Genomic DNA, 24,022 nt, shown 5'->3' with positions numbered 1-24,022 from the left:
CTCCCACACGACCTTCGCAATCATCAAGGCAAGCGGAGAACCTGTGGGAGCGGGCTCGCCCCGCGAATGAGCCAGCACAAATGTGCCTGCCAAGCTCAACCGCTCATCCCCCAAGGTTGAAATCCTTCCCCCCACCCCCATATGAGTCTGCATCAGGCACTTTCGCCCCGCTGCGTGGAGACTCTCCCCTTGACCACCATCGTTTCTGTCCGCCGTAACGGCAAAGTCGTCATGGGCGGCGACGGCCAGGTTTCCCTCGGCAACACCGTGATGAAAGGCAACGCCAAGAAGGTTCGTCGCCTGTACCACGGCCAGGTCATTGCTGGCTTCGCCGGTGCCACCGCCGATGCCTTCACCCTGTTCGAACGCTTTGAAGGCCAACTGGAGAAACACCAGGGCCACCTGGTCCGTGCCGCCGTCGAGCTGGCCAAGGAATGGCGTACCGACCGCTCCCTGAGCCGCCTGGAGGCGATGCTTGCCGTGGCCAACAAGGACGCATCCTTGATCATTACCGGTAACGGCGATGTGGTCGAACCCGAAGACGGCCTGATCGCCATGGGTTCCGGTGGCGCCTACGCCCAGGCCGCCGCCCGCGCCCTGCTGAACAAGACCGACCTCTCGGCCCGCGAAATTGCCGAGACCGCGCTGAACATCGCCGGTGACATCTGCGTATTCACCAACCACAACCTGACCATCGAGGAGCAGGACCTGGCCGACTGATCAGTTGTTTTGGCGTCCCGCCCTGGGCGGGACTTTTCCACACTGATTGCTCTGCTCGAGGACCATTTTCATCATGTCCATGACCCCCCGCGAAATCGTTCACGAACTCAACCGCCACATCATCGGCCAGGACGACGCCAAGCGCGCCGTGGCCATCGCCCTGCGCAACCGCTGGCGGCGCATGCAGCTGCCGACCGAGCTGCGTGCCGAGGTGACCCCGAAAAACATCCTGATGATCGGCCCGACCGGTGTCGGCAAGACCGAAATCGCTCGTCGCCTGGCCAAGCTGGCCAACGCGCCGTTCATCAAGGTCGAAGCGACCAAGTTCACCGAAGTCGGCTACGTCGGCCGTGATGTCGAATCGATCATCCGCGACCTGGCCGATGCCGCGCTGAAGATGCTTCGCGAGCAGGAAATCATCCGCGTGCGCCACCGCGCCGAAGACGCCGCCGAAGACCGCATCCTCGATGCCCTGCTGCCGCAGGCGCGGGTCACCAGCTTCAGCGAAGAAGCCGCGCAGACCAGCAGCGATTCCAACACCCGCCAGCTGTTCCGCAAGCGCCTGCGCGAAGGCCAACTGGACGACAAGGAAATCGAGATCGAAGTGGCTGACGCCGTAGGTGTCGAAATCGCCGCGCCGCCTGGCATGGAAGAGATGACCAACCAGCTGCAGAGCCTGTTCGCCAACATGGGCAAGGGCAAGCGCAAGGCGCGCAAGCTCAAGGTCAAGGAAGCGTTGAAGATGGTCCGCGAAGAAGAAGCGGGCCGCCTGGTCAACGAAGAAGAACTCAAGGCCAAGGCCCTGGAAGCTGTTGAACAGCACGGTATCGTGTTCATCGACGAAATCGACAAAGTGGCCAAGCGTGGCAATGTCGGCGGCGCCGATGTGTCCCGCGAGGGTGTCCAGCGCGACCTGCTGCCGTTGATCGAAGGCTGCACCGTCAACACCAAGCTGGGCATGGTCAAGACCGACCACATCCTGTTCATTGCCTCGGGTGCGTTCCACCTGAGCAAGCCAAGCGACCTGGTGCCTGAGCTGCAGGGCCGCCTGCCGATCCGTGTCGAACTCAAGGCACTGACCCCAGAAGACTTCGAGCGCATCCTGCAGGAGCCGCACGCTTCGCTGACCGAGCAGTACCAGGCACTGCTGAAAACCGAAGGGCTGAACATCGAGTTCCTCACCGACGGTATCAAGCGCCTGGCCGAGATCGCCTACCAGGTCAACGAGAAAACCGAGAACATCGGTGCCCGCCGCCTGCACACCCTGCTTGAGCGCCTGCTCGAAGAGGTGTCGTTCAGTGCCGGTGACCTGGCCAGCACCCACGATGAAACGCCGATCCAGATCGATGCGGGCTATGTGAACAGCCACCTGGGTGAACTGGCGCAGAACGAAGATCTGTCGCGCTATATCCTGTAAGACCGTATGGGGCCGCTTTGCGGCCCATTCGCGGCACAAGGCCGCTCCTACACTAAATGCAGCGGTGTACCTGTAGGAGCGGCCTTGTGCCGCGAATGGGCTGCACAGCAGCCCCAATCAAGCTTGAATCCCTCCCTCAGAAGCTGGAAGCTTGCAGCATCAGCTCCCGAGAGATTCAGCCCATGGCCCGCCTGCCCACCGCCATCAACCTGCACAAAGCCTCTAAGACCTTGAGCCTTACCTACGACCCCAACGAGGTCTACCACCTGCCCGCCGAATTCCTGCGCGTGCACTCCCCTTCCGCCGAGGTCCAGGGCCACGGCAACCCCATCCTGCAAGTTGGTAAGGTCAACGTCGGCCTCGCTGGCCTCGAACCCGCCGGCCAATATGCACTGAAATTGACCTTCGACGACGGCCATGACAGCGGCCTGTTCACCTGGGAGTACCTCGAGCAACTGTGCCTGCGCCAGGAACAGCTGTGGGCCGAGTACCTCGACGCGCTGCACAAGGCCGGAAAATCCCGCGATCCGGCCGAATCGGTCGTGAAACTCATGCTCTAGCGCAAGCCCTCGAACGTTTAGAGCGCATTTTCTAATCTCATCTGCTTGAATGCCCCTACAGGCAGCTCAGTGACGGGCTGTCTTGCGCATTACATGAAAGTCGGGTAACCAATGGAGCTGGCAAGTTCCCTGCATCGCCTTGAAGGCAATCAGGGCCTGGCCGGTATGTAGAGGTCGCGAGCGAAAGCAGGCTGTCTTCACACGCAGAATTCCCCGCAGCTCATCGCCGAATGCATCCGGCCCGCAGCACCGCTGTTCCTTATCACTGGTCACCCGAGTAGCAGTACCGGGCTCTGGACTGTGCAAGCGCCACAGGCAACCGGTACTCGTCTCTGGACAACGGAGCGTCGCAGATGAGTAACAAGAACAACGATGAGTTGCAGCGGCAGGCCTCGGAGAACACCCTGGGGCTGAACCCGGTCATCGGCATCCGCCGCAAGGACCTGTTGAGCTCGGCACGCACTGTGCTGCGCCAGGCCGTGCGCCAACCTTTGCACAGCGCCAAGCACGTGGCGCACTTCGGCCTGGAGCTGAAGAACGTGCTGCTGGGCAAATCCAGCCTCACCCCCGAAAGCGACGACCGCCGCTTCAACGACCCGGCCTGGAGCAACAACCCCCTTTACCGCCGCTACCTGCAAACCTACCTGGCCTGGCGCAAGGAGCTGCAGGAGTGGATCGGCAACAGCGACCTGTCACCCCAGGACATCAGCCGCGGGCAGTTCGTCATCAACCTGATGACCGAGGCCATGGCGCCGACCAACACCTTGTCCAACCCGGCCGCGGTCAAGCGCTTCTTCGAAACCGGTGGTAAAAGCCTGCTCGATGGCCTGTCCAACCTGGCCAAGGACGTGGTCAACAACGGTGGCATGCCCAGCCAGGTGAACATGGACGCCTTCGAAGTGGGCAAGAACCTGGGCACCAGCGACGGCGCCGTGGTGTTCCGCAACGACGTGCTGGAGCTGATCCAGTACAGCCCCATCACCGAACAGGTGCATGCGCGGCCGCTGCTGGTGGTGCCGCCGCAGATCAACAAGTTCTACGTGTTCGACCTGAGCCCGGAAAAAAGCCTGGCGCGCTTCTGCCTGCGCTCACAACAGCAGACCTTCATCATCAGCTGGCGCAACCCGACCAAGGCCCAGCGCGAGTGGGGCCTGTCGACCTACATCGATGCGCTCAAGGAAGCGGTCGATGCCGTGCTGGCGATTACCGGCAGCAAAGACCTGAACATGCTCGGCGCCTGCTCTGGCGGCATCACCTGCACCGCACTGGTGGGCCATTACGCCGCCCTGGGCGAAAACAAGGTCAATGCCCTGACCCTGCTGGTCAGCGTGCTGGACACCACCATGGACACCCAGGTCGCGCTGTTCGTCGATGAACAGACCCTCGAAGCCGCCAAGCGCCACTCCTACCAGGCCGGCGTGCTCGAAGGCAGCGAGATGGCCAAGGTGTTCGCCTGGATGCGCCCCAATGACCTGATCTGGAACTACTGGGTCAACAACTACCTGCTCGGCAACGAGCCGCCGGTGTTCGACATCCTGTTCTGGAACAACGACACCACGCGCCTGCCGGCTGGTTTCCATGGCGACCTGATCGAGATGTTCAAAAGCAACCCACTGACCCGCCCCGGTGCACTGGAAGTGTGCGGCACGCCGATCGACCTGAAGCAGGTCACCTGCGACATCTACAGCCTCGCCGGCACCAACGACCACATCACCCCGTGGCCGTCCTGCTACCGCTCAGCGCACCTGTTTGGCGGCAAGATCGAGTTCGTGCTGTCCAACAGCGGCCACATCCAGAGCATCCTCAACCCACCGGGCAACCCCAAGGCGCGCTTCATGACCGGCGCCGATCGCCCGGGCGACCCCGTGGCCTGGCAGGAGAACGCGACCAAGCATGCCGACTCCTGGTGGCTGCACTGGCAAAACTGGCTGGGCGAACGTGCCGGCGACCTGAAAAAAGCGCCAACCCGGCTGGGCAACCGCGCCTATGCCGCTGGCGAGGCATCTCCGGGCACCTACGTTCACGAACGTTAAGTTGCAGCGCCGTGGCCACCTGCGGGTGGGCCACGGTGTTCACTTCACCACAGAGCCACGCGCATGCCGTCACCCTATATCTTCAGGACCGTCGAACTGGACAACCAGTCCATCCGCACTGCCGTGCGCCCGGGCAAGCCGCACCTGACGCCGCTGCTGATCTTCAACGGCATCGGCGCCAACCTGGAGCTGGTGTTTCCGTTCATCGAAGCGCTGGACCCGGACCTGGAAGTCATCGCCTTCGACGTACCGGGCGTAGGCGGCTCGTCGACGCCACGTCAGCCCTATCGCTTTCCGGGGCTGGCCAAGCTCACGGCACGCATGCTCGATTACCTCGACTACGGCCAGGTGAATGTGATCGGCGTGTCGTGGGGCGGCGCCCTGGCGCAGCAGTTTGCCCACGACTACCCCGAGCGCTGCAAGAAGCTGGTGCTGGCGGCCACGGCTGCCGGCGCGGTGATGGTGCCGGGCAAGCCCAAGGTGCTGTGGATGATGGCCAGCCCCCGGCGCTACATCCAGCCTTCGCATGTGATCCGCATCGCCCCGCTGATCTACGGCGGTGGCTTTCGCCGCGACCCGGACCTGGCCATGCGACACGCAGCCAAGGTGCGCTCCGGTGGCAAGCTGGGCTATTACTGGCAACTGTTCGCCGGGCTTGGCTGGACCAGCATTCACTGGCTGCACAAGATCCAGCAGCCCACCCTGGTACTGGCTGGCGATGACGACCCGTTGATCCCGCTGATCAACATGCGCCTGCTGGCCTGGCGGATTCCCAATGCCCAGCTACACATTATCGACGACGGCCATCTGTTTCTGATCACCCGGGCCGAGGCCGTCGCCCCGATCATCATGAAGTTCCTCCAGCAAGAGCGTCAGCGCGCGGTCATGCATCCGCGCCCGGCTTCGGGCGTGTAGGGGCGGGTTCGCCCGCGACGGGGCCAGCAGGCGCCAAGGGTCAAGACGAGGGAGTGTTGCCATGAAAGACAAACCGGCCAAAGGAACGCCAACGCTTCCCGCCACCAGCATGAACGTGCAGAACGCCATCCTCGGCCTGCGCGGGCGCGACTTGATTTCCACGTTGCGCAGTGTCGGCCGTCATGGCTTGCGCAACCCGCTGCACACCGCCCGCCACCTGCTGGCCCTGAGCGGCCAGCTGGGCCGCGTGATGCTCGGCGACACCCCTTACCAGCCGAGCCCGCGAGACACCCGTTTCAGCGACCCGACCTGGAGCCAGAACCCGTTCTACCGGCGCGGCCTGCAAGCCTACCTGGCCTGGCAAAAGCAGACCCGCCTGTGGATCGATGAAAGCCACCTGGACGACGATGACCGCGCCCGCGCGCAGTTTCTGTTCACGCTGATCAACGATGCCCTGGCGCCCAGCAATTCGCTGCTCAACCCACTGGCCGTGAAGGAGCTGCTCAACACCGGCGGGCAAAGCCTGGTGCGTGGTGTGGCGCACTTGCTCGACGACTTGCGCCATAACGATGGCTTGCCCCGCCAGGTGGACGAACGCGCCTTCGAGGTGGGTGGCAACGTGGCGGCAACTCCCGGCGCCGTGGTGTTTCGCAACGAACTGCTGGAGCTGATCCAGTACCAGCCGATGAGCGAGAAACAGCACGCCCGCCCACTGCTGGTGGTGCCGCCGCAGATCAACAAGTTCTATATCTTCGACCTCAGCTCGACCAACAGCTTTGTCCAGTACATGCTCAAGAACGGCCTGCAGGTGTTCATGGTCAGTTGGCGCAACCCCGACCCACGGCACCGCGAGTGGGGGCTGTCGAGCTACGTTCAGGCCCTGGAAGAAGCGCTTAACGCGTGCCGCAGCATCAGTGGCAACCGCGACCCCAACCTGATGGGCGCCTGCGCTGGCGGGCTGACCATGGCAGCGCTGCAAGGCCACCTGCAAGCCAAGCACCAGTTGCGCCGAGTGCGCAGCGCCACCTACCTGGTCAGCTTGCTGGACAGCAAGTTCGAAAGCCCCGCGAGCCTGTTCGCCGACGAGCAGACGATCGAGGCGGCCAAGCGCCGCTCTTACCAGCGCGGTGTGCTGGACGGCGCCGAGGTGGCGCGGATCTTCGCCTGGATGCGGCCCAATGACTTGATCTGGAACTACTGGGTCAACAACTACCTGCTCGGCAAGACCCCGCCCGCCTTCGACATCCTCTACTGGAACGCCGACAGCACACGCCTGCCGGCGGCGCTGCATGGCGACCTGCTGGATTTCTTCAAGCACAACCCGCTGACCCACCCGGCAGGCCTTGAGGTGTGTGGCACGCCTATCGACCTCAAGCAGGTCGACCTCGACAGTTTCACCGTGGCCGGCAGCAACGACCACATTACCCCGTGGGATGCCGTGTACCGCTCAGCCATGCTGCTGGGCGGCGACCGACGCTTCGTGCTGGCCAACAGCGGGCATATCCAGAGCATCATCAACCCACCTGGCAACCCCAAGGCCTACTACCTGGCCAACCCGAAGCTGTCCAGCGACCCGCGTGCCTGGTTCCACGACGCGCAGCGCAGCGAAGGCAGTTGGTGGCCTTTGTGGCTGGAGTGGGTCACCCCGCGCTCCGGCCCGCTGAAAGCGCCACGTACCACGCTTGGCAATGCCACCTATCCGCCGCTGGGCCCTGCGCCAGGCACCTACGTCCTGACCCGATGAGCACACCGCCCGGATGAAGACCCGCGACCGTATCCTTGAATGCGCCCTGCAGCTGTTCAACCAGCAAGGCGAACCGAATGTCTCGACCTTGGAGATCGCCAACGAACTGGGCATCAGCCCTGGCAACCTGTACTACCACTTCCATGGCAAGGAACCGGTGGTGCTAGGGCTTTTCGAGCGTTTCGAAGAAGCGCTGATGCCGCTGCTCGATCCACCGCTTGAAGTGCGCCTGGAGGCCGAGGACTACTGGTTGTTCCTGCACTTGATCGTCGAGCGCATGGCCCAGTACCGCTTCCTGTTTCAGGACCTGTCCAACCTGACCGGGCGCCTGCCGAAGCTTGCCCGCGGCATGCGCAGCCTGATCAACGCACTGAAGCGCACCCTTGCCGCGTTGCTGGCCAGCCTCAAGGGCCAGGGGCAAGTGGTGAGCGAAACCCAGGCGCTGGGGCAGTTGGTGGAGCAGATCACCCTGACGCTGATGTTCTCGCTGGATTACCAGCGCGTGCTGGGGCGGGAGGGGGATGTGGGGATCGTGGTGTACCAGGTGATGATGCTGGTGGCGCCGCATCTGCAGGCCCAGGCCCGGGCGGCGGCGGAGCAGTTGGCGGTGCGGTATCTGGAGGGGTAGTGCCGCATCGGCGGTGCCCTCTTCGCGGGGCAAGCCCGCTCCCACAGAGACCCAGCTCAGGGTTTGCAAGCTGAGCTGAATCTGTGGGAGCGGGCTTGCCCCGCGAAGAAGGCGACGCGGTTAGATCAGGGTACCGGTACCAGTCGGTGCCGACGGTGTGTTGCTGGCCGGGGCCGCGCTTGGCGCTGGCGCTGCAGCAGTCGGAGCCGGTGCCGCACTGGCCGCAGGTGCTACCGGTTTGGCGGCGGCCGGTTTGGCCGGGGCCTTCTTCACTGCCGGTTTCTTCGCCGCTGCAGGCTTGGCCGCAACAGGCTTGGCAGCCGGTTTGGCCGCAGGCTTGGCAGCAGCGGTTTTCGCAGCAGGTTTAGCCGCTGGTTTTGCCGCAGCCGCTTTGGCCGCCGGCTTGGCTGCTGCGGTTTTCGCAGCAGGTTTGGCAGGCGCCTTGGCCAGTGGCTTGGCAGCGGCCTTGCTCGCAGCCGCCTTGGAGATCGGCGTGACCGAAGCACCGGTCAGTTTCTCGATCTGCTTGGTCAGGCTGTCCACTTGCTGGTGCAGCGCCTTGATCTCATTGCGGCTTGGTACGCCCAGGCGCGAGATGGCGCTGTTCAGGCGCTTGTCGAACGCCTCTTCAAGCTCGCTCCACTTGCCCAGCGCGCGATCTTTCACGCCGGACACGCGCGACGTGGTCGACGCCTTGGCGCTATCAGCCACGTCTTCGGCGGTCTTCTTCGCCTGCTTCTCGGCCTTCTCGCCGTCCTTCACCAGCGTATCGAACAGCTTCGGGCCGTCCTGGTCGATCTTCGAATAGATCCCCAGGCCCGCCAGCCAGATCTTGCGGGAGTACTTCTCGATCCCGCCGACCCAGGAGCTGCTTTCTTTGTCGGAATTCTTCTTGCCAGCCATCCTGCTCTCCTTATGGTTTGTGCGCGACGCGCTCAAGCAGCTCGTGCAGCTGTTCAAGCTTGATGGACAACGCCTCAACGTCATGTTTAGACGGAATGCCAAGGCGATTCAAGGCGCGACCAACCCGTGCGTCGAAAGCTTTTTCGATCTTGTCGAGTTGAACTTCGACCTTGCCGCGTACGCGGCTGACTTCCTGGGTCGCTTCATCCAGCTGGTTGTTGGCCGCATCGAGCTCTTTGTCGATGCGCTTCTTGCCACGTTTTTCAACGCCTTCGCCGGCTTTGACCAGCTCGCTGAAGTACTCGGAACCTTCCTGGCCGACGCGGGCATAGGCGCCGATACCTGCCAGCCAGATCTTGCGCGCATAACCGCGCACTTCGCCCAGGGTGCCTGGGGCGTCGTCCTTTTTCTTCACATTCACTTTGGCCATGCTCTGTACCTCATGCTCATGAGTGGAGAGGAACTGCCCATGGAGGTTGGGCTTGAGCATAAGGTAGGGAAGAAAATTAGAAACCTCACCCTAAGCTCACGCGGCATAAGGGGGCCAAACATGTACCGCCGCCGCCACAGGCATGGGCGCTAGCGTGCGAGCATTCCCGCCACCGGAGCTCACACCTCATGCCTGCGTCCCCACCCTTGCAGCCCACCACGTTCAAGCAACGGGTAGCCAGCCAATTCGCCCAACGCCCCACGCTGCGCGAGGTGGTTGCCAAGGCCGGCTTGACGATCCTGGCCAACCGCTACCCCTGGATCACCCGCAACCACCCGCAGTTGCAGTCCCTCGAGCCCTTCACGCTGATCCACGGCGCAGGCAAGCAACCGGCACAGGTCTCCCTGGTAACCACGCTGCTCGACCATTTTCTGACGGGCAAAGGCATGGCCCTCACGCGCACAGACGTGCTCAGCATCGCGCCGCCCCTGCCCTTTCTGCCGCAGGCGGCAGGTGTCGGCCCGAACGCCCAGCCCGAAGTCAGCCTGAACATGGACAACCTCAACCGCGACTTCGATGAACTGCTGGCGGCCCTGACCGAAGCCTTTCAGCAGGCGCAGATTGGTTTCTGGGCTGCAAGCGACGCCACATCGGGCCTGTCCCATGTGCACAGGTTGGCGCAGACCTTGAAAGCCGCCCTGCTGCTAGGCGTGGAGCGGCAGGGCTTGTCCGAACCGGTGAAAGCCGTGCTGTATGGCGTGGTCAACGGCACTGCCAGCGCACTGGCGATCAACCGGCTGCAGGTCACCCTCGATGAGCATGCGCCCCAGGCCTTACCGGACCTGTTGATCATCGCCGAGCCCAGCCTAGTGCTGTGGTGCAAACCTTCAGGCGCGGTGCGCAGCTACGTTGACCTTGCAGCGTTCGCCGAGGCCCTGCGCGACGCACTGGCGCAGCAGTATCAATTCAACACGCTGCGCTGGGCACAGCAACCACTGAACACAGACCCTTTCGCTTTCCAGTCCACTGAATTACTCAATGGCATCCTCGACAGGGTCGGCCGCCTGCGGTTGTCCACGCTCAACAGCCTCCACGCGCTTGAAGAGGCCTTCAGCACCTTGAGCGACCCTTCGTCCCATTTCCTCGACCTGCCCCTGCCAAGCACCGAGCAGCCACTGCTAAGCCTGCCCACCTGGCTGAATCAAGCAGACAGCACCGGCCACCTGCTGTACGCCGAAGCCCTGCTTGAGCTCGCCGCCAGCCAGGCGCACGCCCAGGGCAGGACGTCGCTCGACGCGATAGAACCCCTGGGCCGCTATGCCGCTCGCCGGCTGCGCGAACAGATGCATGCGGACTTCCCAGCCGAAACACCACAGGACCCCGACCAGCTGCTCGTGCAGATCTCGGTGGTGGTACCGCTGTCGTCATCCGGCCCCGCGCAATTGAACTACCTGAAAAGCATGACCCTGACGGAACTGGCCATTGCACGCCTGCACACGGGCAGCGACGAAGTAGCGTCCGGCCTGCTCGACACCCACGCACGGCCTCCGGGCAGCTGGCTGAACCTGGATTACGTCAACCGCTTGATCTCGACCGTGGATGTCGGCGGGCGTTACCCCGCTTATGTCGCCCACCAACTGCAGGACGCCACGCTCAAGGCCGGCCGCCTCCAGCGCCATGCCACGGAATGGCGCAGCACCCTGCAGTTCGCCGCGCTCAGGGCCAGGATCGAAGCCAAGCTCAGCGCACAGGCCTGCCAGGCAATCGTCGATTTCTGCCGTGCCAATCAAGCGTCACCTGATGCGCTCAGCATTGCGCCACTGGCGTTTTTGCCTGCACCGGGTGCCTCCGAAGGCAACACGGTGCACGGCATGTTCCTGATCAAGGTAAAGGCCAACCAGCGCTGGGTCCTGTATCGCCCCCTGTTCGCGGATGACGCCGTGGCGGAGTTTGCCAGCCTGGACAGCCTGATGGCGCAGATACGGGCTGATCAGGCGTTGCAGCAACAGCTGCTGGCCTGGATGGATGACGACGCCAGGGGCATCTACCAGCACGGCGGATTCGAACGTCCGCACCTGCATAGCCGCCTGTCGGCCTTGGCGCACTTGATTGGCACGCAGTCGGCGCTAGTGGACACTCTGGTGGAACGGCTTAGGGTCCCTGTTACAGCCGTTCACACCCCTTGGCTGGAAGATTTGGACAACCACCTCCACAACGCACGCATTCAGACAATGCTACTGCTGGCCTCCCGGCAGAGCCGCTCGAATGCGCAAGAGCGTTGGGCCTTGATCGTGCAGTGCGGCTGGGTCGTGTTCAACACGGTCACGCCCCTGCTACGTGGCCCTGCGGCCATGCTGGCTTGGTTGGTCGCCGCCGTGGCAACGCTCAAGGATGACCTGCCCGCGCTGTCCGATGGCAGCGCGGAAGAACAGGCCTTGGCAGCGGCAGATGTGCTGACCAACCTGGCCCTGTTGCTGATGCAGGGCCCCACAGCCCCAATGCATGCGGGGGTCAGCTCGACAGCGGTGGACGCCATGGCCCTGGAGGGCCCCGCCCGCAGAGCACCCTCCACGCCGGTTACCGTTGAGACACCCAAGACAGCGGACTGGGTCGACCCCCATCAGGCACAACGCCCCGGCCACGTCAGTGTGAGCCGTTGGCACAACAGCCAGCGGGTGGGCAATTTGCCCTCCCACGCCCGCCAGCGCCTGGGTGAACTGCGCGCAGGCGTTTCCCTGCAAGGCCATGCCGCTGAAACACAAGGCCGCCTGCGCGGGTTGTACACGGTGCAAGAGCGGCTCTACGTGAACCTGCAGGACATGGCCTACGAGGTGCAAGAAACCTGGGGCGGAATCCAGATCATCGGCCCAGACACCAGCCAGGGCGAATGGCACACACGTTGGGGCGGCGCGCCCGACGGCTATTACATCGTCGGACGCGAGCGCAGCAAAGGCCCTTGGCTGCGGCGCTGGAATGACGAATGGGTACTGGACCTGCACTTGGCCGGCGGCATGCCAAAAACCCGGGAAGCCGTCACCGCGCAGAATCGCCAGCACTACGATGCACTGCAAGCGACCGGTCAAGCCAACCAGGACAAACTGACCCAGCTCGAGCCCTTCATGGAGCGTAACCGCATCGAGCTTGAAGCGTTTGACGACGAGGCGGCCGCGTTCAGCCTGGCGTTCAATGCGTTGCCCAAACCCGACGTCAAGGCACTTCCACCGGCGCTCCGGGTGCAGCGCCAGGCAGTGCTCGAACTGCGCAGGCAGCACATGCCACAGATCGCCGCGGGGTCGCTATACCTGGAGAAGCAGGCCAGCTTGCTGCATGCCAATGCCGACCTCTACCGGCAGATGCTCGAGCCTCGCTACCTGAAGTACGACCGTTCGGGCACCACTGCACGCCGGCTCGGCAACTGGACAGAAGCCGCCATCGACAATGACATGCTGCTGGTGCGGCGCCTGCTCGAACTGGTCGACCACGAACACTTGCAGGAGCAATCCGTGGGCTTGCGTGGGGTGCCAGACAGTGACGAGCAGAGGGGCCGACACGCTGTATTTCGCGAATCGACCCGGGACGCGCTGAAGGTCAGCCGCCGCCTGCTCGTGGTCAGCGAGCGGCTGGATAAAACGCTTTCCGAAGTGCTCAGCGATGCCCGAATCGCCTACCCGGACAAGAAAGCCAAGATCGAACGCGCCATCAAGCTGCGCCCTTACTCGTCATTGATCGTCCGCGCTCAGATTGTCAGCGACCTGGCATACCTGACACTGGACAAGACCCTGCTCACTGCCGAAGCGGCCATTGACTTGCTGCCCTTGCAAAACAGCCTGAGCGACACGGACCTGTCAGCAGCACTGTGGAGCCACGATGGCGTGGCCTCTGCCAACCTGCCTGCCGACCAACAAGCGGAGGTGCTGGGCAACGCCCTGCGCGTTTACCGGGCCGTCATCGGCAGGGCCAGGTACATGCAATCGTTCACCGCACCCGCCGTGGACACCACAATGCTGCAGGCCCACATCGAGGCGATGACGGGCCTGGAGCGCCTGGCAGAAACCGACTTGAGCACCGCCTTGATGAATGCCGAACAGGGCACATCGTCCCCTGCGCGACAGCTGACCCACCGCGTCAGGGCCGGCAAACGCACCCTGATCCGAACCTCCCGAGGGCGCTCGGTGCTGGTCGAGCGGGACCTGGAAGGCGATCATGCCGTTCAACGCAACCCGGCCACCGAGCAACCTGGGGGCGCCTATGAGCGGCGCAATGGCCAATGGTTCGAAGTCCCAGGCGAGGAGCGCCCCGCCGCGCAAGACACCGCCCAGCTGCGCAGTCGCGCGCAACACCTGCTGGCGCACGTGAATGACCGGGTCGCGCTGGCAGCGCGCTACGCGAACGAGCCGAACAGCCTGGCCGACCTCATGGATTGGCAGATCGAGGACATGCGCAATGTCGAGCAGCAGGTGAGCGCCGCCGATGACCGGGCGTCCGAAGGCCTGGCCAGCCAACTGCGCGATGCCATCGCTTCGCTGAACACCGAAAAACGCCGACTGCTCACCGATGCCTACCTCAACACCCGCCACCCGGACAGCAGTGCGTTACGTTACCTGTATCAGCAACAGCGGATCGAGATCGCCCTGAGCACATCGCGAAAGCCGCTGCGCACTGCCAACGACTACCTGGACGTCTATCAGATCAAGGACGTGCAGGTGCCCAATGCGGTGCTGTGGGAGGCTCACTTCCACTACCGCAGCGCCGACGCGGCGCCCCGCACGTTCGTCAAAGGCCACCTGAAACACTGGGAGCCGCGCCCCGCGCGTGCCAGCAGGGCCGAAAAGGCGCGCGAAGTCAGGCTTGAGCACGCCCATACAGCGGCTGAACGGATCGACATCTACCGCGGCGACCTGCGCCTGGACCAGATAGAGGGCATCATCCCCTTTCCGGCCCACTGACGGGCCGGTCAACGGCACAGCCCTGGTGTCAGGCCAGGGCTTTGTCCAGCGCCCGCTCGATCTCGCTCTTGATGCTAGCGCCCATGATCGACAGCATCATGCCGAGCTTGAGCTCGACGCGGATGGTGTCTTCGCCAATCTGCACGCTGCCGTTGGCGCCGCTGCGCGCGACGTCGACGCGGTCGCCGTTCCAGGTGGCCTTGAGGTCATATTCGCGGCTGAGCTTTTCTACCAGCGCCTCGGCCTTGGCGCGGGCAGCCTCGCGGCCGAGGGAATGTTTGCGTTCGACGCTGATCTGGGTCATGCGGGTGATCCTGGGTATGAAGACATAATCAGCATTATGCCCGCCCCTGCCCCCTGGCACACCCCGCCAAGACAAATCCGCCCGTTCGCCCTAGAATGGCGGTAATTTTTTCCGGTGAAGCGATATGAACGACCAGCGCAAAGGCGAACACGCCGAACCCACCACCCATTTTGGCTACCAGGACGTCCCGGAGAGCCAAAAGGCGAAGAAAGTCGCCGAGGTGTTCCACTCCGTGGCCGCCAAGTACGACCTGATGAACGACGTGCTTTCCGGCGGCATGCACCGCCTGTGGAAGCGCTTCACCATCGAGCTGTCGGGCGTGCGCAGCGGCAACCGCGTGCTGGACATCGCCGGCGGTACCGGTGACCTGGCCGCCAAGTTCTCGCGCCTTGTAGGCCCGACTGGGCAAGTAGTGCTCGCCGACATCAACGATTCGATGCTCAAGGTCGGCCGTGACCGCCTGCTCGACCGTGGCGTGGCCGGCAACATCGAGTTCGTCCAGGCCGACGCCGAGAAGCTGCCGTTCCCGGACAACCACTTCGACTGCGTGACCATCGCCTTCGGCCTGCGCAACGTCACCCACAAAGACGAAGCCATTCGCTCGATGCTGCGCGTGCTCAAGCCCGGCGGCCGCCTGTTGATCCTGGAATTCTCCAAGCCGACCAACAAGCTGATGTCCAAGGCCTATGACGCCTACTCGTTCGCCTTCATGCCACTGGCTGGCAAGCTGATCACCAACGACTCGGAAAGCTACCGCTACCTGGCCGAATCGATCCGCATGCACCCCGACCAGGAAACCCTCAAGGCCATGATGGTCGACGCCGGCTTCGACCGCGTCACCTACCACAACATGACCAGCGGTATCGTCGCCGTGCACCGGGGAATCAAGCCCTGATGCTGCTGGCCGGGCTGCTCGCCAGCGCCGAACATGGCCTGAACCGCGTCCTGCGCATGGACAGCACGGCGCTGCCGCGGCTGGCCGCGCTCGAAGGCAAGGTCATCGAGATCGATTGCCGTCAGCCGGCCCTGCAGGTGTTCATCCTGCCCGATGAAGACGGCCTGATGCTGGCCGCGCACTGGGAGGGCGAGGTCGACTGCAGCCTGCGCGCCCCTGCCGGCAGCCTGGCGCAACTGGCCCTGGCCAAGGACAAGACCGCCGTGCTGCACAGCCCACAGGTCGAACTGCATGGCGACAGCGCTGTGTTGCTCGACCTGTTCGGCGTGCTGCAAGACCTCGAACTGGACTGGGAGCACGAGCTGCAGCGCTGGCTCGGCCCGGTGGCCACGGCGTTGCTGGCCGGCCACATTCGCCTGCGCGCGCGCTGGACCCGTCAAGGCCTGACGCGCTTCAGCCAAAACCTCTCCGAGTACCTGGCCGAAGAGTCGCGCACCCTGGTGGGCAAACGCGAAGCCGAAGCCGCCTTCAGCGAGCTCGATACCCTGAAGGTCGATATAGAACGCCTCGAGGCGCGCCTGCAGCGCCTCTCCCGATCCCTTGATACCAGCGATAACGCATGAAGCTGCTCGCCGTCCGCCGTCTCTTTCGCATCCAGCGTGTGGTGATCCGCTACCGTCTCGATGACCTGTTGTTCGACCTGCCCCTGCCCTGGTGGCTGATGAGCCTGCGCCTGCTGATGCCTTGGCGCTGGCTGCCGCGCAAGCCCTCCGCGCTCAGCCGCGGTGCGCGCCTGCGCCTGGCGCTGCAGGACCTGGGGCCGATTTTCATCAAGTTCGGCCAGCTGTTGTCCACCCGCCGCGACCTGCTGCCCACCGACATCGCCGACGAACTGATGGGGCTGCAAGACCGCGTGCCGCCGTTCGACCCGAAACAGGCCGTGGCGTTGATCGAAGAACAGCTCGGCGCCAAGGTTGGCGAGGTGTTCAGCCGTTTCGACGTCGAGCCGCTGGCCTCGGCCTCGGTGGCCCAGGTACACGCCGCCCGCCTGAAAAGCGGCGAAGAAGTCGTGGTCAAGGTGGTCCGCCCGGGCCTCAAGCCGGTCATCGCTCAAGACCTGGCCTGGTTGTTCCTGATCGCCAAGGGCGCCGAGCGGGTGTCTGCCGACGCCCGCCGCCTGCACCCGGTGGAGGTGGTCAACGACTACGAAAAGACCATCTACGACGAACTCGACCTGCTTCGCGAGGCGGCCAACGCCAGCCAGCTGCGGCGCAACTTCGAAGGCTCCGAGCTGATGTACGTGCCCCAGGTGTACTGGGACCTGTGCCGGCCCAAGGTGCTAGTGATGGAGCGTATCTACGGCGTGCCGGTCACCGACATGGCGACCCTGGCTGACCAACGGACCGACATGAAGCTGCTGGCCGAACGCGGTGTGGAGGTGTTCTTCACCCAGGTGTTCCGCGACAGCTTCTTCCATGCCGACATGCACCCCGGCAACATCTTCGTCAGCACGGTCAAGCCGTGGAGCCCGCAGTACATCGCCATCGACTGCGGCATCGTCGGCAGCCTCACGTCGGAAGACCAGGACTACCTGGCGCGCAACCTGTTTGCCTTCTTCAAGCGTGACTACCGCCGCGTTGCGCAACTGCACATCGATTCGGGTTGGGTGCCAGCGCACACCAAGGTCAACGAATTCGAGGCGGCGATCCGCACCGTGTGCGAGCCGATCTTCGAAAAACCATTGAAAGATATTTCCTTCGGCCAGGTGCTGATGCGCCTGTTCCAGACCGCCCGGCGCTTCAACATGGAAGTCCAGCCTCAGCTGGTGCTGCTGCAGAAGACCTTGCTCAACATCGAAGGCCTGGGCCGTCAGCTCTACCCGGACCTGGACCTGTGGAGCACCGCCAAGCCGTTCCTGGAGCGCTGGATGCGCGAGCGCTACAGCCCCAAGGCCATGGTCGGCAACCTGTACAGCCAGGCCGAGCAGCTGCCGCACCTGGCCGGCATGACCCGCGACCTGCTCGAACGCCTGTCGCAACCGCACCTGCACGACCCGCAGATGCCCGAGCGCCGCCGCCAAGGTGACCGCTGGGCGCTGCGCCTGCTGGGCGCGGGCTTGCTGGGTGGTGGCGCGGTACTGGCCGCCGGCGCCGCCGAGGCCGCCAGCCTGGCCGCCCCAGCCGCTTGGCCAGCCTGGCTGATGCTGGCCGCCGGCCTTTACCTGATCGTGCGCCAATAGCCAGCCGGCCCGCTGGCTGGCACACTAGCGCAAAGGGCCTGGCACAGGAGCGGGCCCGTTTTGGAGTGGACGATGAAAGACTGGCTGGACGAGATCAAGTGGAACAGCGATGGCCTGGTACCGGCCATTGCCCAGGACCACAAGACCGGACGCGTGCTGATGATGGCCTGGATGAACCGCGAGTCCCTGGCCCTGACCGCCGCCGAGCAACGCGCCATCTACTGGTCGCGCTCGCGTGGCAAGCTGTGGCGCAAGGGCGAGGAATCTGGCCATGTGCAAAAACTGCACGAAATGCGCCTGGACTGTGATGCCGACGTGATCATCCTGATGGTCGAGCAACTGGGCCATATCGCCTGCCATACCGGCCGCGAAAGCTGCTTCTACCGCGTCTTCGAAGACGGCCAGTGGAAAACCGTCGATCCGGTCCTGAAAGACCCGGACGCCATTTATAGCGCAGGACACTGACATGAGCGACACCCTCAACCGCCTGGCCGAAGTGCTGGAACAACGCAAGCACGCGGCACCCGACAGCTCCTACGTGGCAAGCCTGCATCACAAGGGCTTGAACAAGATCCTCGAAAAGCTCGGCGAAGAGTCTATCGAAACGATCATCGCCGCCAAGGACGCCGCTGTCAGCAAGGATTACAGCGATGTCATCTATGAAACCGCCGACCTGTGGTTTCATAGCTTGGTCATGCTCAGCGCGTTGGGGCAACACCCACAGGCCGTGCTCGATGAACTGGAGCGCCGTTTCGGGCTTTCCGGGCATGACGAGAAGGCTGCGCGTCAACCTTCCGCCTGACTGTATAGAATTCTAGGAGAGCAACATGGGTATCTTTGACTGGAAACATTGGATTGTCCTGCTGGTCGTCGTCGTTTTGGTGTTCGGCACCAAGAAGCTGAAAAACCTCGGCAGCGACCTCGGCGAGTCGATCAAAGGCTTCCGCAAGGCCATGAACGACGAAGAAAACAAGCCGGCCGAGCAGACCCCGCCGCCTGCCCAGCCTGTGCCACCGGTGCAGAACACTGCACAACAGCCTCAGGGCCACACCATCGAAGGCCAGGCCCAGCCGGTCCAAGAGCCGCAGCGGAAAGACTGACCCATGTTCGGCATCAGTTTCAGTGAGTTGCTGCTGGTAGGCCTCGTCGCCTTGCTGGTGCTCGGCCCCGAGCGCCTGCCCGGCGCCGCGCGCACGGCAGGGCTTTGGATCGGCCGCCTCAAGCGCAGCTTCAACAGCATCAAGATGGAAGTCGAGCGCGAGATCGGCGCCGACGATATCCGTCGCCAGCTGCACAACGAGCACATCCTGCAAATGGAAGAGCAAGCCCGGCGCATCCTCAACCCGCAGACGCCACCGGTGCAGCCCCCTGTCACCACGGCCACGGTGCAGCCACCCGCTGGGCTCGAAGCCACGCCAGACGCTACGCCGGCCGCCCCGACAACGCCGGCTGCCCCCTCTGAACCGCCACAACCGCCGCGAGCCCCATGAGCGAAAATCCGGAACACGACCAGCCCATGCCGCTGGTCTCGCACCTGACTGAACTGCGCACCCGCCTGTTGCGCTGTGTCGCCGTCATCTTCCTGATCTTTGCCGGGTTGTTCTCCTTCGCCCAGCAGATCTACACCCTGGTGTCCGCGCCGCTGCGCGACCACCTGCCGGCCAATGCAACGATGATCGCCACCGACGTGGCCTCGCCGTTCCTCACGCCGTTCAAGCTGACCATGATCGTTTCGCTGTTCCTGGCGATCCCGTTCATCCTTCAGCAGATCTGGGGCTTTATCGCACCTGGGCTGTATCGCCACGAAAAACGCATCGCCATACCGCTGCTGGTGTCGAGCATCTTCTTGTTCTACGCCGGCATGGCGTTCGCCTATTTCCTGGTGTTCCCGCTGATTTTCGGCTTCTTCGCCAGCGCCACGCCCGAGGGTGTGTCGATGATGACCGACATCGCCAGCTACCTCGACTTCGTCATGACCCTGTTCTTCGCCTTTGGCGTCGCCTTCGAGATCCCGGTCGCCGTGGTGCTGCTGGTGTGGATCGGCGTGGTCGACGTGAAGTACCTGAAGAAGGTCCGCCCCTACGTGATCATCGGCTGCTTCGTGGTCGGCATGGTCCTGACCCCGCCAGACATCTTCTCGCAGACCCTGCTGGCCGTGCCCATGTGGCTGTTGTTCGAGGTCGGCGTGCTGTGTGGCAGCCTGATCCGCAAGCGCGGTGCGCACGATGAAGCGGCCAACGACCACAACGACCAGCCGCCAGCGACGCAACCGTGAACCTGCTGCTACTCGAAGAAGCCGATTTTATCGCGGCCGACCGCGTGGTGCTGGCCGACCGGCGTTTCACCCACATGCAGGAGATCCACAAGGTCGCGGTGGGCGATAGCCTGCGCGTCGGCCAGGTCAACGGCTTGATGGGCCGCGCCACCGTGGCGCGCCTGGAAGGCCATGAGGCAGAACTGCACGTCGGCTTCGACCAGCCACCGCCCGCCAAGCTGCCGCTGACCCTGGTGCTGGCCGTGCCACGGCCAAAAATGCTGCGCCGGCTGTTCCAGACCATCGCCACGCTGGGTGTACCGCGCCTGATTCTGGTGAACAGCTACAAGGTCGAGAAGAGCTTCTGGCAAACGCCATTTCTGAACCCCGACAGCATTCGTGAAAACCTCATCCTGGGCCTGGAGCAGGCACGCGACACCGTGCTGCCCGAGGTGATCATCGAGAAGCGCTTCAAGCCCTTCGTCGAAGACCGCCTGCCCGCCATTGCCGAAGGCACGCTGGGCCTGGTGGGCCACCCGGGCCCCTACCCCGCCTGCCCGCGCGCCGTCGAACAAACGGTGACCCTGGCCATTGGCCCCGAGGGCGGCTGGATCCCCTACGAGGTCGAGTTGCTGGGCAAGGCTGGCCTGGCACCGGTGCAACTGGGCGAACGCATCCTGCGCGTGGAGACTGCCGTTACCGCGCTGCTGTCGCGCATTTTCTGACGCATCAGTCAGTCTTTTCCCCCATCAAGTTTCTCTCTCCCAGGCCGATGCCTTGGCAACACAATAATTATCCGTGCTGCCAAGTTACCGGAGAGTCGAACATGTACCGATGGTTAGCCCACTCGCTGGGGAACGTAAGCGTCAATCGCAAGCTAGGGCTGGGCTTTGGCCTGGTATTGCTACTGACCCTGGCCATTACCCTGACCGGCTGGCACGGCCTGGACAGCGTCATCGACCGCGGTGACAAGCTGGGCAATATTTCGGTGATCCAGCAGTACACCCAGGAACTGCGCATCGCGCGCCAGCATTACCAGCGCAACCGCGATGACGCCGCCGTCGCCGAGCTGGAAAAGGCCTTGACCAACCTCGATCGCCAGGTGACGTTGATGCTGGGCCAGATCGACCACCCTGCCGACCGCCAGCACCTCGAACAACAACACGAGGCGGTGCGCATCTACCAACAAGCGTTCAACGACCTGAAGCAGGCCGGCCAGCGCCGCGAGGCCAGCCGCAGTGTGCTCGGCGACAGTGCCGACAAAGCCGTCGAGCTGGTCGGCCGCGTGCAGCGAGGCCTGCTGAAAGGGGGTGATATCGCCCAATACCAGCATGCGGTCGAGGTAAGCGCGCTGCTGCAACAGGCGCGCTTCCAGGTCCGCGGTTACACCTACAGCGGCAACGCCGAGTTCCAGCAGACCGCACTGAAGGCCATCGACGCAGCCCTGGCCGAACTCAAGGCACTGCCCGCCAAGGTGCCGGCAGAGCATGCCGCCAGCCTCGACGACGCCGCTACCGCCATGGCCGGCTACCGTGATGCGGTCAACCAGTTCAGCAACGCGCAGACGGCCAGCGAGCAAGCGCTGCAACACATGGCTGACCAAGGCACGGTGTTGCTGCAAGCCAGCCAGGCGATGACCACGTCGCAAACCGCAGTGCGCGACGCTGGCGCCACCCAGGCCAAAACCCTGCTCGCCGCCGCCACCGCCTTGGCCTTGGCCCTGGGCCTGCTGGCGGCCTGGGCGATCACCCGGCAGATCATCATCCCGCTGCGCCAGACCCTCACCGCTGCCGAACGCGTGGCCAATGGCGACCTGAGCCAAGACCTGCAGGTGCAGCGCCGCGACGAGCTGGGCCAACTGCAGGCCAGCATGCAGCGCATGACCCAAGGCCTGCGCGAACTGATCGGCGGCATCGGCGACGGCGTCACGCAGATCGCCAGCGCTGCCGAAGAGCTGTCGGCGGTCACCGAGCAGACCAGCGCCGGGGTCAACAACCAGAAGGTCGAGACCGACCAGGTGGCGACGGCCATGAACCAAATGACCGCCACCGTGCACGAGGTGGCGCGTAGCGCCGAGCAGGCCTCGGAAGCGGCCCTGATGGCCGACCAGCAGGCCCGCGAGGGCGACCGGGTGGTGGGTGAAGCGGTGGCGCAGATCGAACGCCTGGCCTGCGAAGTGGCCAACTCCAGCGAAGCGATGAACCAGCTCAAGGCCGAGAGCGACAAGATCGGCAGCGTCCTTGATGTGATCAAGTCGGTGGCCCAGCAGACCAACCTGCTGGCCCTTAACGCGGCGATCGAAGCGGCACGCGCAGGTGAAGCCGGGCGGGGCTTTGCCGTGGTGGCCGACGAAGTGCGTAGCCTGGCCCAGCGCACGCAGCAGTCGACCGAAGAAATCGAAGAGTTGATCGCCGGCCTGCAAAGCGGCACCCAGCGCGTGGCCAGCGTGATGGACAACAGCCGCCAGCTGACCGACAGCAGCGTCGAGCTGACCCGCCGCGCGGGCGGCTCGCTGGAGACCATCACCCGGACCGTGTCGTCGATCCAAGCGATGAACCAGCAAATTGCCACGGCGGCAGAGGAGCAGACCGCCGTGGCTGAAGAGATCAACCGCAGCGTGATGAATGTGCGGGACATCTCTGACCAGACGTCGGCGGCCAGTGAAGAGACGGCCAGTTCCAGTGTCGAGTTGGCGCGGTTGGGTACGCACCTCCAGGGGTTGGTCGGACGGTTCCGGCTCTGATCAGCGATTTTCGGCGCCTGTGCCGTCCTCTTCGCGGGTAAACCCGCTCCTACAGGTAAAGCGCCACCCCTGTGGGAGCGGGTTTACCCGCGAAGAGGCCGGCACAGGCAGAGCCTTCCTACCAGCTACAGCGAAATTTCCTACCTGATTTTCAGGTCAAGTCCTACACCTCCGCTGCCGATGGGCAGGAGTGTCATGCCGGCATTGTGCCCGCACGACCTCTCTCAAATGGACGGAGACTCACCATGCTCGGTTACCTTAACCGCAGGCTCGGCAACATCGGTGTCGGCGCCAAGCTCGCCCTCGGCTTCGCCGTGGTCTTGCTGCTTACCCTGGCCACCACCCTCAGCGGTTGGCGCGCGCTGGATGGCGCCATCAGCCGTTCGGAACAACTCAGCGAAATCGGCCTGATCAACGACCTGGTCAAAGACCTTCGCGCAGAGCGCATCACCTACCGCGTGCTCAGTGATGACGCCAGCAAGTCGCGTATCGTGCGCATCCTCGATCAGCTGGAAGGCATGCTGAGCACCCTGCAGCAGCGCAGCACCGTCGATGACTCACGCCAGATGCTCACCCAGAAACTGCAGTTGCTGCAGCGTGTGCGCGACGACTTCGCTGAACTGCAACGCCTGGTCGGCCAACGCCAAGCGCGGCGCGACGCGATGCAGGCGCAGGAACAGAAACTCAACGACGTCATCGATGAGCTGCAGACCCAGGCTTTGCTGAAGATGCCCGACGATAGCCGGCAAAGCGGCCTATTGGGCCTGATGGACACCCTTAGCCGTCACGTCGACGTTGCCAACCAGCAGAGCCTGGTGCCGGCCTATACCTTCTCGCCCGTCGAGGACTTCGCCAAGGTCGGTGATGCCGCCCTGAATGCCGCCGACAGCAGCCTGGGGCAGTTGCTCAAGGACCTTGCGCCCTTGGGCCTGTCGCGCACCTTGACCGAACAACCCGGCACCGAACTGGCCAACTACCGTGCCAGCCTGGACCAGTACCGCAACGTCGCCGTACGGGTCGAGCAGCTGCAAGGCAACCTGGAGAAAATGGGCGATGACCTCAGCGCCGTCAGCGTGGAGCTGGGCGAGCGCAAAATCGAACAACGCGACAGCGAGGCCCTGGCTGCCCGCTCGTTGCTGACCAGCGTGGCCGTACTGGCGCTGGTGGTCGGCGTGCTCGCCGCCTGGCTGATCACCTTGCAGATCACCCAACCGCTGCGCCAGACGCTGACCTTGGCCGCCCGTATCGCCAAGGGCGACCTGAGCCAGGTCGAGCCGGTGCTGCGCCGCGA

21 protein-coding genes and 2 pseudogenes are annotated in these 24,022 nt (G+C 63.9%); 20 read left to right on the top strand and 3 right to left on the bottom strand.

The annotated features are described in order from the left end of the window. The first annotated feature begins 189 nt into the window (after nt 1–189). The 7 genes from hslV to MFF34_RS18135 all read left to right on the top strand — a co-directional run bounded on the left by hslV (nt 190) and on the right by MFF34_RS18135 (nt 8,017). The gene (gene hslV / locus MFF34_RS18165) at nt 190–720 is read left to right on the top strand and encodes an ATP-dependent protease subunit HslV (protein WP_003249309.1); all 531 of its coding nucleotides are present in this window, start codon (nt 190–192) and stop codon (nt 718–720) included. Nucleotides 721–793: 73 nt separating this feature from the next. Continuing rightward, nucleotides 794–2,137 (top strand): ATP-dependent protease ATPase subunit HslU, encoded by a 1,344-nt coding sequence (hslU, locus tag MFF34_RS18160; RefSeq protein WP_099430637.1) that lies wholly within the window; start codon nt 794–796, stop codon nt 2,135–2,137. A gap of 182 nt (nt 2,138–2,319) precedes the next feature. Further along, nucleotides 2,320–2,697 (top strand): gamma-butyrobetaine hydroxylase-like domain-containing protein, encoded by a 378-nt coding sequence (locus tag MFF34_RS18155; RefSeq protein ID WP_238215662.1) that lies wholly within the window; start codon nt 2,320–2,322, stop codon nt 2,695–2,697. Nucleotides 2,698–3,050: 353 nt separating this feature from the next. Next, nucleotides 3,051–4,730, top strand: coding sequence for a class II poly(R)-hydroxyalkanoic acid synthase (gene phaC, locus MFF34_RS18150; protein WP_099430639.1), 1,680 nt, complete (start codon nt 3,051–3,053; stop codon nt 4,728–4,730). A gap of 63 nt (nt 4,731–4,793) precedes the next feature. Continuing rightward, on the top strand, nt 4,794–5,645 hold the full coding sequence (gene phaZ / locus MFF34_RS18145) for a poly(3-hydroxyalkanoate) depolymerase (RefSeq protein WP_099430640.1): 852 nt from the start codon (nt 4,794–4,796) through the stop codon (nt 5,643–5,645). Between the two features lie 61 nt (nt 5,646–5,706). After that, on the top strand, nt 5,707–7,389 hold the full coding sequence (phaC, locus tag MFF34_RS18140; protein WP_099430641.1) for a class II poly(R)-hydroxyalkanoic acid synthase: 1,683 nt from the start codon (nt 5,707–5,709) through the stop codon (nt 7,387–7,389). A gap of 13 nt (nt 7,390–7,402) precedes the next feature. Next, on the top strand, nt 7,403–8,017 hold the full coding sequence (locus MFF34_RS18135) for a TetR/AcrR family transcriptional regulator (RefSeq protein WP_027592421.1): 615 nt from the start codon (nt 7,403–7,405) through the stop codon (nt 8,015–8,017). A 120-nt stretch (nt 8,018–8,137) separates the two neighbouring features. Here the strand turns inward: MFF34_RS18135 and MFF34_RS18130 are convergent, their stop codons facing one another. Both MFF34_RS18130 and MFF34_RS18125 read right to left on the bottom strand, forming a co-directional pair. Beyond that, the gene (locus tag MFF34_RS18130; protein WP_238215660.1) at nt 8,138–8,920 is read right to left on the bottom strand and encodes a phasin family protein; all 783 of its coding nucleotides are present in this window, start codon (nt 8,918–8,920) and stop codon (nt 8,138–8,140) included. A 10-nt stretch (nt 8,921–8,930) separates the two neighbouring features. Continuing rightward, the gene (locus tag MFF34_RS18125; protein WP_238215657.1) at nt 8,931–9,350 is read right to left on the bottom strand and encodes a phasin family protein; all 420 of its coding nucleotides are present in this window, start codon (nt 9,348–9,350) and stop codon (nt 8,931–8,933) included. A 188-nt stretch (nt 9,351–9,538) separates the two neighbouring features. Between MFF34_RS18125 and MFF34_RS18120 the strand changes: the two genes are divergently transcribed. Then, a complete protein-coding gene (locus tag MFF34_RS18120; protein WP_238215655.1) occupies nt 9,539–14,296 on the top strand; it encodes a dermonecrotic toxin domain-containing protein in 4,758 nt (1,585 codons plus the stop codon). A gap of 28 nt (nt 14,297–14,324) precedes the next feature. Here the strand turns inward: MFF34_RS18120 and MFF34_RS18115 are convergent, their stop codons facing one another. Next, nucleotides 14,325–14,600: a polyhydroxyalkanoic acid system family protein gene (locus MFF34_RS18115; protein WP_027592417.1), complete on the bottom strand. Its 276-nt coding sequence runs from the start codon at nt 14,598–14,600 to the stop codon at nt 14,325–14,327. A gap of 124 nt (nt 14,601–14,724) precedes the next feature. On the opposite strand from MFF34_RS18115, the gene ubiE reads away from it, so the two are divergent. The 12 genes and pseudogenes from ubiE to MFF34_RS28345 all read left to right on the top strand — a co-directional run. After that, on the top strand, nt 14,725–15,495 hold the full coding sequence (ubiE, locus tag MFF34_RS18110; protein WP_012312396.1) for a bifunctional demethylmenaquinone methyltransferase/2-methoxy-6-polyprenyl-1,4-benzoquinol methylase UbiE: 771 nt from the start codon (nt 14,725–14,727) through the stop codon (nt 15,493–15,495). Next, entirely contained in the window at nt 15,495–16,118 is a 624-nt protein-coding gene (locus tag MFF34_RS18105; RefSeq protein ID WP_238215653.1) for an SCP2 domain-containing protein, read from the top strand. The genes ubiE and MFF34_RS18105 overlap by 1 nt, the downstream gene beginning before the upstream one ends. Further along, nucleotides 16,115–17,734, top strand: a complete 1,620-nt coding sequence (gene ubiB, locus MFF34_RS18100) for a ubiquinone biosynthesis regulatory protein kinase UbiB (RefSeq protein WP_099430646.1) — start codon at nt 16,115–16,117, stop codon at nt 17,732–17,734. Before MFF34_RS18105 ends, ubiB begins: the two co-directional genes overlap by 4 nt. 72 nt (nt 17,735–17,806) lie before the next feature. Continuing rightward, nucleotides 17,807–18,199: a phosphoribosyl-AMP cyclohydrolase gene (gene hisI / locus MFF34_RS18095; RefSeq protein WP_027592414.1), complete on the top strand. Its 393-nt coding sequence runs from the start codon at nt 17,807–17,809 to the stop codon at nt 18,197–18,199. 1 nt (nt 18,200) lies between these two features. Beyond that, on the top strand, nt 18,201–18,536 hold the full coding sequence (locus MFF34_RS18090) for a phosphoribosyl-ATP diphosphatase (RefSeq protein WP_099430647.1): 336 nt from the start codon (nt 18,201–18,203) through the stop codon (nt 18,534–18,536). A gap of 25 nt (nt 18,537–18,561) precedes the next feature. Continuing rightward, on the top strand, nt 18,562–18,834 hold the full coding sequence (locus MFF34_RS18085) for a twin-arginine translocase TatA/TatE family subunit (RefSeq protein ID WP_099430648.1): 273 nt from the start codon (nt 18,562–18,564) through the stop codon (nt 18,832–18,834). Between the two features lie 3 nt (nt 18,835–18,837). Next, nucleotides 18,838–19,224 (top strand): Sec-independent protein translocase protein TatB, encoded by a 387-nt coding sequence (tatB, locus tag MFF34_RS18080; protein WP_238215651.1) that lies wholly within the window; start codon nt 18,838–18,840, stop codon nt 19,222–19,224. After that, complete coding sequence (gene tatC / locus MFF34_RS18075) at nt 19,221–20,009, top strand: twin-arginine translocase subunit TatC (protein ID WP_027592411.1); 789 nt, start codon at nt 19,221–19,223, stop codon at nt 20,007–20,009. Before tatB ends, tatC begins: the two co-directional genes overlap by 4 nt. Next, nucleotides 20,006–20,713 carry a 16S rRNA (uracil(1498)-N(3))-methyltransferase gene (locus MFF34_RS18070; protein ID WP_238215649.1) on the top strand — a complete coding sequence of 236 codons (708 nt, stop codon included), beginning with the start codon at nt 20,006–20,008 and terminating at the stop codon, nt 20,711–20,713. Before tatC ends, MFF34_RS18070 begins: the two co-directional genes overlap by 4 nt. 47 nt (nt 20,714–20,760) lie before the next feature. Beyond that, a pseudogene (locus MFF34_RS28355) lies at nt 20,761–21,876 on the top strand (methyl-accepting chemotaxis protein); the annotation flags it as partial. Continuing rightward, nucleotides 21,859–22,731 (top strand): methyl-accepting chemotaxis protein, encoded by an 873-nt coding sequence (locus MFF34_RS28350; RefSeq protein ID WP_371097101.1) that lies wholly within the window; start codon nt 21,859–21,861, stop codon nt 22,729–22,731. The pseudogene MFF34_RS28355 and the gene MFF34_RS28350, both read left to right, overlap by 18 nt. Nucleotides 22,732–22,976: 245 nt before the next feature. Beyond that, nucleotides 22,977–24,017 (top strand): annotated as a pseudogene (locus MFF34_RS28345) (methyl-accepting chemotaxis protein); the annotation flags it as partial. Nucleotides 24,018–24,022 lie beyond the last annotated feature (5 nt).

Source organism: Pseudomonas sp. PAGU 2196 (assembly GCF_022179005.1).
GTDB classification, from domain to species: Bacteria; Pseudomonadota; Gammaproteobacteria; order Pseudomonadales; family Pseudomonadaceae; genus Aquipseudomonas; species Aquipseudomonas kermanshahensis.
The sequence above is the reverse complement of the archived record's forward strand: the minus strand, read 5'-3'. Positions and strand labels throughout refer to the sequence as shown.

What these genes read in the sequence shown, in the direction of transcription:
- hslU (WP_099430637.1), top strand. Translation starts at nt 794, where the DNA reads ATGTCCATGACCCCCCGCGAAATCGTTCACGAACTCAACCGCCACATC.
- tatB (WP_238215651.1), top strand. Translation starts at nt 18,838, where the DNA reads ATGTTCGGCATCAGTTTCAGTGAGTTGCTGCTGGTAGGCCTCGTCGCC.
- MFF34_RS18085 (WP_099430648.1), top strand. Translation starts at nt 18,562, where the DNA reads ATGGGTATCTTTGACTGGAAACATTGGATTGTCCTGCTGGTCGTCGTC.
- MFF34_RS18090 (WP_099430647.1), top strand. Translation starts at nt 18,201, where the DNA reads ATGAGCGACACCCTCAACCGCCTGGCCGAAGTGCTGGAACAACGCAAG.
- MFF34_RS18105 (WP_238215653.1), top strand. Translation starts at nt 15,495, where the DNA reads ATGCTGCTGGCCGGGCTGCTCGCCAGCGCCGAACATGGCCTGAACCGC.
- phaZ (WP_099430640.1), top strand. Translation starts at nt 4,794, where the DNA reads ATGCCGTCACCCTATATCTTCAGGACCGTCGAACTGGACAACCAGTCC.
- phaC (WP_099430639.1), top strand. Translation starts at nt 3,051, where the DNA reads ATGAGTAACAAGAACAACGATGAGTTGCAGCGGCAGGCCTCGGAGAAC.
- ubiB (WP_099430646.1), top strand. Translation starts at nt 16,115, where the DNA reads ATGAAGCTGCTCGCCGTCCGCCGTCTCTTTCGCATCCAGCGTGTGGTG.
- MFF34_RS18135 (WP_027592421.1), top strand. Translation starts at nt 7,403, where the DNA reads ATGAAGACCCGCGACCGTATCCTTGAATGCGCCCTGCAGCTGTTCAAC.
- ubiE (WP_012312396.1), top strand. Translation starts at nt 14,725, where the DNA reads ATGAACGACCAGCGCAAAGGCGAACACGCCGAACCCACCACCCATTTT.
- MFF34_RS18115 (WP_027592417.1), bottom strand. Translation starts at nt 14,600, where the DNA reads ATGACCCAGATCAGCGTCGAACGCAAACATTCCCTCGGCCGCGAGGCT.
- MFF34_RS28350 (WP_371097101.1), top strand. Translation starts at nt 21,859, where the DNA reads ATGCAGCGCATGACCCAAGGCCTGCGCGAACTGATCGGCGGCATCGGC.
- MFF34_RS18155 (WP_238215662.1), top strand. Translation starts at nt 2,320, where the DNA reads ATGGCCCGCCTGCCCACCGCCATCAACCTGCACAAAGCCTCTAAGACC.
- phaC (WP_099430641.1), top strand. Translation starts at nt 5,707, where the DNA reads ATGAAAGACAAACCGGCCAAAGGAACGCCAACGCTTCCCGCCACCAGC.
- MFF34_RS18125 (WP_238215657.1), bottom strand. Translation starts at nt 9,350, where the DNA reads ATGGCCAAAGTGAATGTGAAGAAAAAGGACGACGCCCCAGGCACCCTG.
- tatC (WP_027592411.1), top strand. Translation starts at nt 19,221, where the DNA reads ATGAGCGAAAATCCGGAACACGACCAGCCCATGCCGCTGGTCTCGCAC.
- MFF34_RS18120 (WP_238215655.1), top strand. Translation starts at nt 9,539, where the DNA reads ATGCCTGCGTCCCCACCCTTGCAGCCCACCACGTTCAAGCAACGGGTA.
- MFF34_RS18130 (WP_238215660.1), bottom strand. Translation starts at nt 8,920, where the DNA reads ATGGCTGGCAAGAAGAATTCCGACAAAGAAAGCAGCTCCTGGGTCGGC.
- hisI (WP_027592414.1), top strand. Translation starts at nt 17,807, where the DNA reads ATGAAAGACTGGCTGGACGAGATCAAGTGGAACAGCGATGGCCTGGTA.